Origin of the sequence: Orrella dioscoreae (assembly GCF_900089455.2) — a bacterium.
Lineage (GTDB): Bacteria > Pseudomonadota > Gammaproteobacteria > Burkholderiales > Burkholderiaceae_B > Orrella > Orrella dioscoreae.
In genome coordinates this window covers 2,637,065-2,651,224 of sequence record NZ_LT907988.1, presented here as the reverse complement: position 1 = coordinate 2,651,224, position 14,160 = coordinate 2,637,065, and the positions used below count along the sequence as shown (strand labels likewise).

Genomic DNA, 14,160 nt, shown 5'->3' with positions numbered 1-14,160 from the left:
CATCCTGGAGCCTTCCCTTGCCCGCCAATCCGCTACTCTGGCCCGGTCCCACTTTTCTGGCCGCCTACCTGATGCTGGCCGTATTGGTGGTGCTCGGATTTCGCGTCTGGCTGAAGGAAAGGATGGCAAGACGCGCGGATCCGGCCCTGGAAGGCACCTTGCTGTCCGATCCCTATGCGCTGGCTTACCTGCGCGGCGGCGCGCAGGAGGTCGTGCGTGTCGCGGCTTTCATGCTGCTGGATCGCGAACTGCTCAAGGTGGATGCGCAACGCAAGGTGGTGGCTGCTCCCTTTGCCGACACGAGCGGCTTGCGGGAGATAGAGCGTCAGGTGCTGGCGCGTTTCCAGACGCCGACCAGCATGTTCACGTTCCTGGCGCAGCAGGCCTGGGCCGAGGACGTATGCAAGGATTATCGCGAGGGGCTTGTCCGTAGCGGCATGCTGAATGGTCCTGATCCGACCGTCAGCGCGGTGTACTGGGGACTGGTGGTGGCAATGGTGGGCCTGGCAATCGTCAAGGTCGCGCATGCGCTGGCCGAAGGGCGCAGCAACGTGTTGTTCCTGTCGGGGGCCGCCATCCTGTTCTGGGTCTTCCTGCGGCCCTGGCGTCGGCGCATGACACCGCGTGGCACGCAGGCCCTGCAGGAGCAGCAGGTGCTGATGGCCGGCCTGCGACGCGGCTCGCCCAAGCGCATGCGCCGCAACAAGGACGACGTGGTCTGGGTGGCTTCCGTCTTTGGCCTGGCGGGCCTGACCGTCACGGCCTTTCCTGCATTGGCCTATCTGGGCTACACCAGCGCCCCCGCGGGAGCGGGTGGGGCAGGCGCGTCCTCGGGAGGCAGCACCAGTTCGACCGGCTGCGGCGGCGGCAGTGCCGACAGCGGCAGCAGCAGCGGCGGCAGCGGATGTGGAGGTTGCGGAGGCGGTGGGGGTGACTGAGACAGGCGTCTCGCCTTTGCCTCGCCGCCGCGCCGCGGCGATCGACCGCGTGGGCATGGGCTGGCGGCCGGCGCTGGCGGCGGGCATCCAGCAGCATCGTGCGCGCATCGACGTGCTGGAAGTGATTGCCGACGACTGGTTCGACGCGCCCGCCGGAGACGTGCGCGCGCTGGCGAGCCTGGCCGCGCGCGTGCCGGTGGTGCTGCATGCGGTGGGCCTGGGATTGGCCTCCGCCCATCCCGTGGACAGTACGCGGCTGGCAGACATGGCGAGGCTCGTCGAGGCCGTGCGGCCCCTGGCCTGGTCGGAACACCTGGCGTTCGTGCGGGCCGATGGCATCGAGATCGGGCACTTGGCCGCGCCACCGCGCACGGCGGCAACCGTGGCCGGCACGCTGGAGAATCTATCCCGCGCGCGTGCCGTGGTGGGCAGCCTGCCCTGGCTGGAGAACATTGCGTCGCTGGTGGCGCCGCCCGCCAGCAGCCTGCCCGAAGCGGACTGGGTAAGCGCCATCCTGGCGGGCTCGGGCGCCCGCCTGCTGCTGGACCTGCACAACCTGTACGCCAACGCGCTCAACGCGGGACGGGATCCGATCACCGACCTGGAGGCCTTGCCGCTGGATCGCGTGGCCTGCGTGCACGTATCGGGCGGACGCTGGGTGGACGCGCCGGGCGCCAGCACGCGGCGCCTGCTGGATGACCACCTGCATGATCCGCCCGAGGCCATGACGGCCTTGCTGGCACACTTGGCGGCGCTGACGCCGCAGCCGCTGACGGTAATCCTGGAGCGCGATGGCAGGTATCCGGACATGGCCGTACTGCTGGATCAACTGGATGCCTTGCGTGCGGCCCTGGCCAGCGGCAGGGCGCAGGGCAGGGCCGCAGCAGCCCCGCCGCCTGGTGCTGGCGGCATCGGCGTGGCGCCGGACCTGCAGGCCGGGCAACGCCTGGAGTCCCTGTTGGCACGCGTCTATGGCGGCCACACGGATTGCCAGGATTTCCTGCGCGATCCGCAGGCGGCCGCGCTGGCAGCAGGCTGCGCGCCCGCCGATGCCGAGCAGTTGATGCGCATCGATCGCGACGGCCTGCTGCACGCCGTGCACAGCTTCGGCCACAAGCGCGCGGCGCGCGCCAGGCCGGCCAATCACTGATCCTGCATCGGTTCAGGCGAAACCGCCGTTGGCGCGCAGCACTTGCGAATTGACCCAGGCGGCATCGGGGCCCAGCAGGAAACTGACCACGCGGGCGATGTCCTCCGGTTGGCCCAGGCGTTGCAGCGGCGGCAGCTTGCGCAGGTGTTCGACCTGCGCATCCGTCTTGCCGGTCATGAAGAGCGCGGTTTCCACGGGACCCGGGGCCACGGCATTGACCGTGATGCCGCGGCCGCGCAGTTCCTGCGCCAGCACGCGCACCAGGCCTTCGACGCCCGCCTTGGACGCGATGTAGGCGCCATACCCCGGCGGCGACAAGGCGATGACGCTGGTGGACACCGCGACGATGCGTGCGCCCTGCGTCAGGCGGCGGGCGGCTTCGGCCAGCACGAGATAGGCGCCGCGCAGGTTCGCCGCGATGGTGCGGTCGAAGACCTCAAGCGTGTCGGGCGAGATGGGCGCGTTCTGCATGACGCCCGCATTGTGGACGACGGCATGCACCGGCCCCAGCGTGGCGCTTGCTTCGTCGAACAGCCGGGCGACGTCCGCGGGCTGCGCGACATCGGCCGGGATCGCCACGGCACGGCGGCCCAGGGCCTGGATGGCGGCGACGGTCTCGTCGGCGTCGGCGGCTCCGGCGCGATAGTTGACGGTGACGTCATGCCCATCGGCCGCCAGGCGCAGCGCGATGTCACGGCCGATACCCCGCGAGGCGCCGGTGACGAGCGCATGGCGGGCGGTGGTCAGGGTCTGGTCTGCGTGGACTTGCATGGGAAATCTCCAACTCGAAAGTAGTGGCGGCCCGAATGGAATGCCGCCATGAAAACCATGGACGCATCATGGCAGTTGCAGCCAGCTGGATAAAGCCATGAAAATTGGCTTGATAATTCAATCCAGAACAACAATCAGGCCGGAACATGGACCGTCTCGATACCTTGCAACTCTTCGTGCGCATTGTCGAACTGGGCAGCTTCACGCTGGCCGCCCAGGCGCAAGGCATTCCCCGCGCCACGGCCACGCATGCCATCAAGGCGCTGGAAACCCGGCTGGGCGCACGCCTGCTGGCGCGCACCACGCGCCAGGTCCGGCCCACGCTGGATGGCCAGGCCTTCCACGCGCGCTGCCTGCGGGTGCTGCAGGAACTGGACGATGCCGAGTCGGCCTTGCGTGCCACGGCCGAAAGCCCGCGCGGCACCTTGCGCCTGGATTTGCACGGTGTGCACGCCACCCACATCATCCTGCCGCGCATCGGCGAATTCCACGCGCGGCATCCGCGCATCGAACTCGTCATCAGTTGCGGCGACCGCCTGGTCGACCTGGTGGGCGAGGGCATCGACTGCGTGGTGCGGGCCGGCCAGCCACGCGACTCCACGCTGGTGGCGCGGCGCCTGGCCAACATGCCCGAGATCCTGTGCGCCAGCCCCGATTACCTGGCGCGCCACGGCACGCCGCAGCATCCCGACGAACTGCCCGCGCACCAGGCGGTGGGCTTCTTCTCGCGCGGCAATGCCAGCCGCTATCCCTTTTCCGTGTGGCGGGATGGCGAAATCGCCACCTTCGAGGCCTCGGGCTGGATGAGCGTGAGCGATGCCCACAGCTACACCGAGGCCGCCTTGGCCGGCTGCGGCCTCATCCAGGTGCCGCATTTTCGCGTGGCGCCGTTCCTGGAGGCGGGCACGCTGGTGCAGGTGCTGCCCCAGTGGCGCTGCCCGGAACTGCCCGTTTCCGTCCTGTATCCCTTTCATCGTCAGCTGGTGCCGCGGCTGAGGGTGTTCGTGGACTGGTTGACTGAAATCTACGCGGCGCGTTTCGGCCTGCCCCGAGCCTCGGACTAGGCCGCCACCCGCTTGTCCAGGGTATCCATCCAGGCCCGGCCGGGAATCGCCCGCAATAACTCGCGGGTATAGGCATGCGCGGGATGCCGCAGGAGGGTCGATGCATCGCCCTGCTCGACGATCCTGCCCGATTGCATGACGGCGATGCGCTCGCACAGCCTGGCTGCCACCCGCAGGTCGTGGGTGATGAAGAGCAGCGCCAGGCCATGGCGCGACTTCAAGTCCTCCAGCAGGCGCAGGATCTGTGCCTGGGTCGAGACGTCCAGCGCCGATACCGGTTCGTCCGCGACCAGCAGGCGAGGGCGCAGGGCCAGGGCGCGGGCAATGGCGATGCGTTGGCGCTGGCCGCCCGAGAACTCATGGGGGTAGCGGGACCCGTGCCGCGCATCCAGGCCGACCTGCTCCAGCCAGGCGCTGGCTTCTGCGCGGGCTTGCGCGGCGGGGACGCCTTGCGCGACAGGGCCTTGCGCAATGGCGTCCCGTACCCGGTGCCGCGGATTGAGCGAGGCATAGGGATCCTGGAACACCATTTGCACGGCGCGCCGGTGGCCGCGCCAGGCCTGTGGCGTCCAGGGCAAGGGCGTGCCGTCCAGGTGCAGCGTGCCGGCGTCCGCGGGCGTCAGTCCGACCAGCACACGGCCCAGCGTCGATTTGCCCGAGCCGGACTCTCCAACGACACCCAGGCTCTCGCCCGGATGGATGGCCAGGCTGACGTCGTCCAGTGCCAGCACGGACCTGCCGGCCTGGCCGCCGTAGCGCTTGCGCAGCCCGATGGCTTGCGCGACGGTCCGCCCCCCCGGCGGGCGGACCGGACGTTCCGCGGGGCGCGGCAACGCGGCGATGAGGCTGCGCGTGTAGGCGTGGGCGGGCCGTGCGAGTATCGCCTGCGCCGGCCCGCTTTCCACGATTTCCCCGTGGCGCATCACCACGATGCTGTCCGCGATATCCGCGACCACGCCGAAGTCGTGCGTGATGAAAAGCACGCCGATGCCGCGGCTGTCGCGCAAGGCGCGGATCAAGGCCAGGATCCGTGCCTGCGTGGTCACGTCCAGCGCGGTGGTCGGCTCGTCGGCGATGAGGATGTCCGGTGCGCGGGCCAGCGCCATCGCGATCATCACCCGTTGGCGCTGGCCGCCCGACAGTTGGAAGGGATAGGCGGTGGCCAGCGCAGCGGGGTCGGGCAGCCCGACATCGTCAAACAGGGCAAGCACCCGCGCCCGGCGGGCGCGGGCATCCAGGCGCACGCCCTGTGGGCCTGGCAGCCGCAGCGCCTCCTCGACCTGGTCTCCGACGCGCAGCACGGGGTTCAGCGCGCTCATGGGCTCCTGGAAGACCATGCCCAGCGCGCGGCCGCGGACGGCCTGCCACTGGCGGTTGTCGAGGCCGGCCAGTTCGCGGCCGTGATGGCGGATGCTGCCCGCCGCCAGGCGCAGCGACTCGGCGGGCAGCAGGCCCATCAACGCCTGCGCCGTCAGGGACTTGCCCGAGCCCGACTCCCCCACGACGCAGACGATTTCGCCGCGTGCGATGGACAGCGAGATGTCCCTGACCAGCGGGGCGCCCGCAAGCGTCTGGATGCACAGGCCGTTGACCGCGAGCAGCGCCGTCATGCTGGGGCTCCTGCGCCGCCGCGGCGCGGATCCAGCGCATCATTGAGCGCCTCGCCCACGAGATTGAGCGCGAGCACCGTCAGCAGGATGGCAAGCCCTGGAAAGACGCTCATCCACCAGGCATCGCGCAAGACGCTGCGCGAGGCGCCGATCAGGTAGCCCCAGGTCATCGTGTCCGGATCGCCCAGTCCCAGGAAGCTCAGCGCGGACTCCAGCAGGATGGCGCTGGCCACCATCATCGAGCCGGACACGATGATGGGCGCCAGGGCGTTGGGCAGGATCTGCGTCAGGATGACGCGGCCGGCGGATTGGCCCGCCAGCACGGCTGCCTGGACGAACTCGCGCTGGCGCAGGCTGAGGAATTCCGCGCGCACCAGCCGCGCCAGGCCCGGCCATGTCACCAGCGCGATGGCGCCGGTCACGGTGCCGAGGCTGGGGGTGAGGACGGCGACCACCACCACGGCGAGCAGGAAGCCGGGGATGGTCTGGAACACCTCGATGAGACCCACGATGCAGTGGTCCAGCCTGCCGCCGTGGTAGCCGGCGAGCGCACCGAGCCCCACGCCCAGTGTCATCGCGACGCCGGCCGAGACGGCGCCCAGCAGCAGCGTGGCGCGCGTGCCGTGCACGATGCCGGCGGCGACGTCGCGCCCCAGCATGTCCGAGCCCAGCGGCAGGCCCGGCGACAAGGGCGGCAGGAAAGGCCCCTCCACCATGTCCCAGGGGTTGCCGGGATACAGCCAGCGGGCGGCCAGCGCCAGCAGCAGCACGCCCGCCAGCAGCACGAGTCCCGCCGCGCCGCCCGGGTGCCGTCTGGAAAGGGCAAGCATCATCGTCATGTCAGTTCGATACGGGGATCGGCCAGGGTATAGAGGAGATCGGTCAACAGGTTGATCAGCACGACGAGCACGGAGGCGATCAGGAAGACCCCCAGCAGCAGGTTGTAGTCGCGCTGCATCAGCGCTTCATAGGCAAGCCGGCCGATGCCCGGCCAGGCGTAGACCGTCTCCACGACCAGCGAGCCGCCCACCAGGTTGCCGGCCTGGATGCCGGCATAGGTGATGAGCGGCAGCAGCGCATTGCGCAGCACGTGGCGCCGGGCGATGTCGCGCTCCGGCAGGCCCTTTGCCCGGGCGGTGCGCACGAAGTCCAGGCGCCGCACCGACAGCACGGAGGCGCGCGTCAGCCTGGCATAGACGGCCATGTGGAACAGCCCGAGCGTCAAGGCCGGCAGCAGGAGGTGGCGGCCGACGTCCAGGACGCGGGCCCAGCCGGTGTACCCCGCGCCGACGGTCTCGTAGCCGAAGGCGGGCAGCCACTGCCATTGCACCGAGAACACCAGCACCGCCATCAGCCCGATCCAGAAGAGCGGCGTGGCATAGGCCAGCAGCGCCAGCGTCATGACGGCGTTGTCGGTCCAGCGCCCCGCGCGCGCCGCCGCCGCCAGGCCCAGTCCCACCCCTGCGGCCAGGGCGAAGAGATACGCCGTGACGGTCAGGAGCAAGGTGGCGGGCAGGTGCGCCAGGATGAGCGCCAGCACGGGCGCCTGCTGGCGGTGCGACACGCCGAGGTCGCCCTGGGCGAGGCCCCACAGGTAGCTGCCCAGCTGGGCGGGCAGCGGGCGGTCCAGCCCCAGGTCCTGGCGCAACTGGGCAAGGGTGCCGGCATCGACGGCGCCGGACTGGCCGGCCAGGATCAGCGCCGGGTCGCCGGGCGCCGCGCGCACCAGGAAGAAATTCAGCAGGGCGATGCACGCCAGCACCAGCATGCTCTTGGCGATGCGATGCCGCAGGACCTTGCCCATGCCGGTCATGGTTCGGCCAGCCACGCGTCGCCGTAGGTGCCGTTGGCGCCCAGGCCGGTCACGATGGCGTCGCGCACGCGCCGGTCCAGCAAGGTGGTGTAGCTGGTCTCGGCAAGCCAGAGCACCGGCACGTCCTCGACCAGGATCTTCTGGATGCGGGAATACAGCGCCTGGCGGCGGGCCTCGTCGTTGCTGCGGGCGGCTTCCTCGAACAACGCATCCACCTCGGGATTGTTGTAGTGGGACGTGTTGCTGTACATGACGCCCTTGCGGATGTTGCTGCCCAGATAGGTGCGCGCAACCCCGATCGCGGGGTCGCCATACTGGAAGACGCCATTGGCGTGCACGTCGTAGTCCCAGTTCGACACGCGCGATATCACGCCGCCGAGGTCCAGGTTCTCGATCTCGACCTTGATGCCGACCTGCGACAGGTTCTGCCGGATGACCTCCGCGATGCGGCGCTGGAGTTCCCCGAAAGGCGACGGGATGAACCCGATGGTGATCCGCACGCCGTTGGCATCGGGCTTCAGGCCGATTTCGTCGAGCAAGGCGATGGCGCGCTTGGGATCGTAGGCATAGCGGCGCACGTCCGGGTCGTAATAGCGGGTGTTGCGGTGGATCGGCCCGGTCGGGACGACACCGGTGCCGAACATGATCTTCTCGGTGATGAATTCCCGGTTGATGGCGTGGGCCAGCGCCTGCCGGAAGCGCTTGTCATCGAAGGGCTTGCGCTGGGCGTTGAGCTCCAGGAAGTGCATGGACGACCAGTATTCATAGCCCTTGCGGGTGCTGGCGATGTGGGGCAGCGCCGCCACCCGGGCCAGGTCGGCGGGCTCGATGTCCTGGCCCACGGCCTGTTGCACGGTGCCTTGTTCGAGGGCGAGCCGGCGCGAGGCCGCATCCGGGATGACGCGATAGGTGATGCCATCCAGGTAGGGCTTGCCGGCCTGCCAGTAGTGCTCGTTGCGCACGAGCTCGATGTAGGCGCCGCGTTCCCAGCGCTTGAACTTGAACGGCCCGGTGCCGATGGGGGTGGCATTGTTGGGGTTCTGGGCCAGCGGCACGTCCGTGTCGTACAGGTGGCGCGGATAGATGGCCCCGCCGCCCAGGTCGAAGGCATACAGGAAGGCGGCGTAGGGCGCCTTGAGCCGGAAGACCACGGTATTGGCGTCCGGCGCCTCCAGCGTGGCGACATTGGCCATCAGACCGCGGGTGCGGGCATTGCCCGCCAGGACCTTCTGGTACGAGAACACGACGTCGTCGGCGCTGAAGGGACGCCCGTCGTGCCACGTCACGCCGCGCTGCAGGTGGAAGGTATAGGTCAGCCCGTCGGGCGAGACCTCCCAGCTGCGGGCCAGGCTGGGCAAGGGCTTCAGGTCGAAGGAATAGGTGAGCAGGCTTTCGTAGATCTTGCTGGCGACCAGCTGCGTGGGCGAGGACTGCTGCAACGCCACGGTCAGGTTGGGCGGCTCGGGCTGGACGATGGCGGTCAGCACGCCGCCGCGCCGCGGCGTCTCCGCGGCCTGGGAGGGATGGGAAGGCAGGAGCGTCAGCAGGGCCAGGGCCAAGGTCAGGCCGTGCAGGGTGCGCGCCAGGCGCTGCGTCATTTGGAAAGGCATCATGGCGTATCTCGGGGCGAAGGAAAATCAGCGGGGAACAGGATCGCGCAAGGCGCTACAGGGTGGTGTCGCGGGTACTGGCACGGTCCAGCAGCAACCAATCGGGCGGCAGCACCCCGGGGCGCAGCACGGCCTGCCGGGGGGCCAGGTGCACGACGGCATTGCGCCGCAGTCCCTCGTCCAGGCCGGCCTGCGCCGGCGCGGCGGGCGGGGGCGAAAGGTCCAGCGTGGCCAGGCCTTGCAATTGCAGGACCGCGCCGGTTTCGAAATCGGGCACCAGCAAGGCGCAGCGTCCGTCCACCAGCAGGTTTCCCAGCGTATTGAAGTAGGCGTTGCCGGTGTATTCGGGCCAGCTCAGGCGGCCATGCGCCAGGTTGAGGAAGCCCGGCCGCCCGCCTCGATGGGAGACGTCCATCCCCGAGGCCACCCGGGCGGGATCGTCGTCACGCGCCTGGTAGCTGCTGGCGATGAAGAAGGTGTCCGCTCGCGCGAGGAGGGCGCGGACGGCGGGGTCCTCGACGCTCGTGGCGATGGCCGCGGGCGGCTCGGCAGGCCCCGCGAGGCTCGGGCTCGCGGCACCCCGTGGCGATGCGCCCACGCCGTCCGCGCGCGGCCAGATGTACTGAGGACAGTTGTTGTAGGCCTGGGCCACCGCCAGTACCGTGCCTGGCGGCCCGCCATGGGCCAGGCGTCCGTTCACGCGGATCCGCCGTCGCGCCGCCAGGTCTATCCCCAGCACGCCGACCGCGGCGCCCGGGACCAGGGCAGGCAGCAGCGGGTCGTCTTCGCACGGCCGTGCGCGGATATGCAGCGTCGAGGCGTCCCGCGCGTCGACGAAGCCGGCCTGGCCCAGCAGGGCCGATGCCCAGGGCCAGCCCTGTGCGTCGCTGGCGGCCAGCAGCACGTAGCGCAAGGTTTGAAGAAAGGCCTGGTGCGGCGGCGCCAGCGCGGGCTGGATGGCGCGCACGCCGTTCTCGGCCACGCGCGCACGCGCGCCAAAGTGCGCCTGCAGCAGGCGCTCGCCGGGGTGGAAGACCTCGCCGTCCACGGGCGAGGGGACGTCGGCTGCCTCAGGCCAGGGCATGCCGGTCTCCCGTTCCCGCCCCGGGCGGCGCAGGCGCGCGCGCGGGGTCCCAGTCATCGTCGCCGGCATCGGCCAGCTGCCTGGGCAGGTCGGCTTCCCACGCCACGTATTCGGCAAACGCCGCCGCGCGCGCGGCCGCGTCGCGCAGGGTGTGCGGGCCGCGCCAGGCATCCTCGGTCCCCGGCAGGCTGGCGCCCTCGCTTTCCCCTGGACGGCCTTCGCGCCGCCAGCGGCGATTCCCGCCCAGCAGGGCCAGGACATCGGCATGGCCAGCGTCGCGCAGTTCCGCGGCAAGGGATTGGGCATGCGCGCTGTCGTCCGCGCTGAGCACGATGCGCAGGCCCGCGCCGTGTCCTTGCGCCAACCACGCGCGCAGACTGCCCAGCGTGGCATGGCGGGCGCCGGCGATGTGCCAGTCCTGGTAGTGGATGCTGCGGCCGACATCGAAGACGGCCGCGCCGCCGGCCGCCAGGCCAGCGGCAAGCGCGGCCGGGCCGATCCAGGGCGCGGCCTGGTCGTTCACGCGGCGTAGCGGCGCGAAATCGGCGCCGGCCTGCAACAGCGCGCGGGCATCCGGCCGCAACAGGGCCACATCGTGCCGGGCCCAGGCGGCCAGCCAGGCTGCGACATAGGGCGCGCGCACGCCGTCCCAGTCAACCAGCACGATGCGCGCGTTGCGCGCGGCGACCTGCGCATCCAGGGTGTGCAGCAACTGGCCGCCCGGCGCGTTGCGCCAGCCCGGCAGGTGGCCGGCCTCGAACTCGTCCGGCTCGCGGATGTCCAGCCGGTGCACCGGCCGCCAGGGTTCGGCCAGCCACGCCGCCACCGTCTGGGCCGAGACATAGGGCACGCCCGCACGCAGGCGCACCACATCCGCACGCGCGCACTGCGGATAGCTGGACGTGGCAGGCAACGCGAGCGCCTCGTCCTGGCCCACCGCCAGCGTGCCGCCGCTGCGTTCCCAGTCCATGGTGCCGTTGCGCAGGGCATGGACGGAATGGGGAAGTCCGGTGGCCAGCAGCGTCTGCGCGGCGATCAGGCTGCGCGCGCGTCCCGCGCAATGCACCACCAGGATTTCGCCCGGTGCGAGCGCCAGTGCCGGCACGCTCAAGGCCAGCGTGCCGGTGGGACAGTTGACCGAGCCCGGGATCGAATAGCGCCGGTACTCCTCGTGCGGACGCACATCCAGCAGGCGCACAGGGCGGCCCTCGGCCTGCCAGCGGCGGAACGTGGGCACGTCCACCTCCGGGATGGACAGCGCCAGGCGCGACAGTTCGGCCAGCGCCTTGCCCGGCACGTGCACACCCTGGTAGAGCGCAAGGCCGGCGGCCTGCCAGGCCCGCGTGCCGCCGCGCAGCACCGAAACGTTCGTGTAGCCCTGCCTGACCAGCCGGGCCGCGGCGGCGTGGGCCAGGTCCTGCGCTTCGTCTTCGTCGGCCACGACGATCAGCGTGCCCGGCGCGGGCAGCAGCACGGGCGCCAGCCAGGGCAGGCGGCCCAGCGGTGCATTCGAGGCCTGCATCAGATGGCCGCGGGCGTAGGCGGCTTCGTCGCGGACGTCCAGGACGGCGACGGGCTCGACACCTTGCAGCCAGGTGCGCAGCGCCTGGACCGAGACGACGGGATGGCGGATCTGGGTCGGGACGGGAACCGGGACGGGCACGCCGCCTTCGGGGCCGTCGAACTTGACCCGGTCCACCATCCGCTCCTGGCTCAAGCCATAGAAATGCAGGTGCAGCGCGGGGGTGTCGCCGACGATCTCGGTGGTGTGATAGGCCTCGGGCGCCAAGGTCACGGCGTCGCCGGGGCCGACCGTGACCGCGGCCTGTTCCGACAAGATGTAGCGGCCTGCTTCCGGCGCGGGGTGGCGCTGGTAGACCACGTTGCGCTCCAGGCCCCGGATGCCGGCGATGACGGCCCAGGTCGTGTGGTCGTGCGGCAACTGCTTGCGGCCGGGCAGGCTGGCCGAGACGTACAGGGCATGGCCGCCGTCGGGGTCTTCCGCCAGGCGATAGAAGGTCGTGGTCCGGGTGGGATCGGTCGGGAAGTCGGCCGCGGGAAAGAGCTCGGTGCGCAAGGCCAGGCGGGTGAGCAGGCGGGCCACTTCCGCCAGGTCAGCGGGACGCCCGTCGGGCGCGCGCGGCAAGTGGCGGGTGGCGGCGATCAGGTCGCGCACGGCGTCGCCCCGGCGCAGGGACAGCGCGCTCGACGTCAGGGGGGTGTCGGAAATCGCGGACATGGAAAATAGGGCCTGCTATGATGAAAAAAAACGTACAGACGACCTTATTGAAGGTCAGGAACAGCCACCATGACGACTGAAGAAACCGACGGCCGCCGCCTGCGCGGCGACCGTTCGCGGGCGCACATCCTGGATCACGCCATCGCGATCGCCTCGGTCGAGGGCCTCGAGGGCATCACCATCGGCCGCCTGGCCACCGAGGCGGGCGTCAGCAAAGGCAATATCACCGTGCTGTTTGGCGACAAGGAGTCGCTGCAGATCGCCACCTTCCTGCGCGTCATGGAACGGTTCCGCGAGGCGGTGGTGCTGCCGGCCGCGGCCAGGCGCACGCCGCTGGACCGCCTGCTTGCCTGGATCGACAACTGGTTTGATTTCGTGGAAGCCCGGGTGCTGCCCGGCGGATGTTTCCTGAACGCGGTCAGCAGTGAATACCGGGCGCGTCCAGGCAAGATCCGCGACACGATCAACAGCTACCGGCACGCCGGGCTGGCGCGCCTGCGCGAATGGATAGAGGCCGCGAAGGAAGCCGGCCAGCTGCTGCCCGATACCGACGTGCAGGCGCTGGCGTTTTCGCTCCTGGCTTACCAGACCTCTGCCAACGTCGCCTCGCTGATGGGCGACGATGCGCTTTTCAAGACCGCGCGCCTGCTGTCTCGCCAGCGGGTGCTGGCGCAAGCCGTGGCCGCGCCCCGCGGCCGCAGGCGCAAGCCGGCCATCGCCTGAAGCGGGCCCGCGGGCCGTCGCCGGCTGGCCGGCCAGGGGGAGCGCCGGCCGCATCAAAGATCCTGGATGGCGCGGCTGGCGACAATCCCGCGCCAACGCGTTTCCTCGGCGCTGACCAGCGCGCCGAACTGCAGGGGGTCCTGCGGGAGTTCGGCATACATCTGGCGGTATTTCTGCTGCACCTGGGCATTCGCCAAGGCCTCCTGCGTGGCGCGCCGCAAGGCCTGCAGCACGTCCTCGGGGGTGCCTGCGCGCGCGAAGAGTCCCGACCACGGCGTGACCACGGCCTGCGGATAGCCCGCCTCGGCCAGCGTGGGGACCTCGGGAAGCTCCGCCAGCCGCTGGTTCGAAACCGTGGCCAGCACGCGCAGCTTGCCGCCCTGGACCTGCGGCAGCGCCAACTGCACGCTGAGGAAGGCGAAATCCAGCTGCCCGCCCAGCAGGTCCACGACATAAGGGGGCGAGCCCTTGTACGGCGCCACGATGGCCTCGATGCCCGCGTCCTTCAGGAACAGGCTCAGTCCCAGATGCACCGAGCTGCCGACGCCCGGATGCGGGGTGGCAAGCCGGCCGGGCGCCTTGCGGGCCGCGGCCACCAGGTCTTCCAGCGAACGCCACGGCGAGTCTTCGCGCACCACGATCACGTTGGGCGGCGCGCCGAAGCTCGCGATGGGCAGGAAGTCGCCGGTGGCGAAGCGCGTCTGCGTATCGATGAGGGGATTGAGCACCACGAACATGGCGCCCGACAGCAGGGTGTAGCCGTCGGCGGCGGCCTCCTTGGCGGCCAAGGCGCCGATCGTGCCGTTGCCGCCGGGCTTGCTGTCGACGATCACGGGCACGCCCCATTGCTCGGACAACTGGTCGGCCAGGATGCGGGTGGCGATGCCGTTGGGACCGCTGGTGAGATAGGGAAGGACGATGCGTACCGGCTTGGAGGGAAAGACCGGATTGGCGCGCGCCGGCCGGGGCAGGACGGCGGCGCCGAGCAGGCTGGCGGCACCCAGGGAAAGGATGCGGCGGCGGGTGGGCTGGAAGCGGATCATGTGCGCGGGACGGGAAGGGGACGGGCCCGGCGAATCGCCAGGTGTGACAATGTCCGACGATACTAATCTATACGCACGATTGTTTATGTATTGTTTTGGAATAAAAACATTGCCG

12 protein-coding genes are annotated in these 14,160 nt (G+C 70.3%); 4 read left to right on the top strand and 8 right to left on the bottom strand.

The annotated features are described in order from the left end of the window. The first annotated feature begins 17 nt into the window (after window positions 1–17). Together ODI_RS12420 and ODI_RS12415 are read left to right on the top strand one after the other, a co-directional pair. Window positions 18–938 carry a TIGR04222 domain-containing membrane protein gene (locus ODI_RS12420; RefSeq protein WP_067758812.1) on the top strand — a complete coding sequence of 307 codons (921 nt, stop codon included), beginning with the start codon at window positions 18–20 and terminating at the stop codon, window positions 936–938. After that, window positions 931–2,088, top strand: a complete 1,158-nt coding sequence (locus tag ODI_RS12415) for a DUF692 domain-containing protein (protein ID WP_157929754.1) — start codon at window positions 931–933, stop codon at window positions 2,086–2,088. Before ODI_RS12420 ends, ODI_RS12415 begins: the two co-directional genes overlap by 8 nt. Window positions 2,089–2,100: 12 nt before the next feature. On the opposite strand, the gene ODI_RS12410 is transcribed toward ODI_RS12415, so the two are convergent. Continuing rightward, a complete protein-coding gene (locus tag ODI_RS12410; protein ID WP_067758819.1) occupies window positions 2,101–2,859 on the bottom strand; it encodes an SDR family oxidoreductase in 759 nt (252 codons plus the stop codon). A 146-nt stretch (window positions 2,860–3,005) separates the two neighbouring features. Here ODI_RS12410 and ODI_RS12405 point away from each other — a divergent pair, with 146 nt between their 5' ends. Continuing rightward, complete coding sequence (locus ODI_RS12405; RefSeq protein ID WP_067758825.1) at window positions 3,006–3,923, top strand: LysR family transcriptional regulator; 918 nt, start codon at window positions 3,006–3,008, stop codon at window positions 3,921–3,923. On the opposite strand, the gene ODI_RS12400 is transcribed toward ODI_RS12405, so the two are convergent. Genes ODI_RS12400 through ODI_RS12375 form a run of 6 tightly spaced genes read right to left on the bottom strand, consistent with a single transcriptional unit; the run spans window position 3,920 to window position 12,279 of the window. Beyond that, window positions 3,920–5,533 (bottom strand): dipeptide ABC transporter ATP-binding protein, encoded by a 1,614-nt coding sequence (locus ODI_RS12400; protein ID WP_067758828.1) that lies wholly within the window; start codon window positions 5,531–5,533, stop codon window positions 3,920–3,922. The genes ODI_RS12405 and ODI_RS12400 overlap by 4 nt on opposite strands. Beyond that, complete coding sequence (locus tag ODI_RS12395) at window positions 5,530–6,372, bottom strand: ABC transporter permease (RefSeq protein WP_067758830.1); 843 nt, start codon at window positions 6,370–6,372, stop codon at window positions 5,530–5,532. The genes ODI_RS12400 and ODI_RS12395 overlap by 4 nt, the downstream gene beginning before the upstream one ends. Beyond that, complete coding sequence (locus ODI_RS12390; protein WP_098020903.1) at window positions 6,369–7,346, bottom strand: ABC transporter permease; 978 nt, start codon at window positions 7,344–7,346, stop codon at window positions 6,369–6,371. The genes ODI_RS12395 and ODI_RS12390 overlap by 4 nt, the downstream gene beginning before the upstream one ends. Further along, window positions 7,343–8,959, bottom strand: coding sequence for an ABC transporter substrate-binding protein (locus ODI_RS12385; RefSeq protein WP_067758832.1), 1,617 nt, complete (start codon window positions 8,957–8,959; stop codon window positions 7,343–7,345). The genes ODI_RS12390 and ODI_RS12385 overlap by 4 nt, the downstream gene beginning before the upstream one ends. 52 nt (window positions 8,960–9,011) lie before the next feature. Further along, complete coding sequence (locus ODI_RS12380; protein ID WP_067758835.1) at window positions 9,012–10,040, bottom strand: pyridoxamine 5'-phosphate oxidase family protein; 1,029 nt, start codon at window positions 10,038–10,040, stop codon at window positions 9,012–9,014. Continuing rightward, window positions 10,027–12,279, bottom strand: a complete 2,253-nt coding sequence (locus tag ODI_RS12375) for a rhodanese-like domain-containing protein (RefSeq protein ID WP_067758838.1) — start codon at window positions 12,277–12,279, stop codon at window positions 10,027–10,029. The genes ODI_RS12380 and ODI_RS12375 overlap by 14 nt, the downstream gene beginning before the upstream one ends. 69 nt (window positions 12,280–12,348) lie before the next feature. Between ODI_RS12375 and ODI_RS12370 the strand changes: the two genes are divergently transcribed. After that, window positions 12,349–13,002, top strand: a complete 654-nt coding sequence (locus tag ODI_RS12370) for a TetR/AcrR family transcriptional regulator (RefSeq protein WP_067758840.1) — start codon at window positions 12,349–12,351, stop codon at window positions 13,000–13,002. A gap of 53 nt (window positions 13,003–13,055) precedes the next feature. On the opposite strand, the gene ODI_RS12365 is transcribed toward ODI_RS12370, so the two are convergent. Beyond that, window positions 13,056–14,045: a Bug family tripartite tricarboxylate transporter substrate binding protein gene (locus ODI_RS12365; protein ID WP_067758843.1), complete on the bottom strand. Its 990-nt coding sequence runs from the start codon at window positions 14,043–14,045 to the stop codon at window positions 13,056–13,058. Window positions 14,046–14,160: the final 115 nt, after the last annotated feature.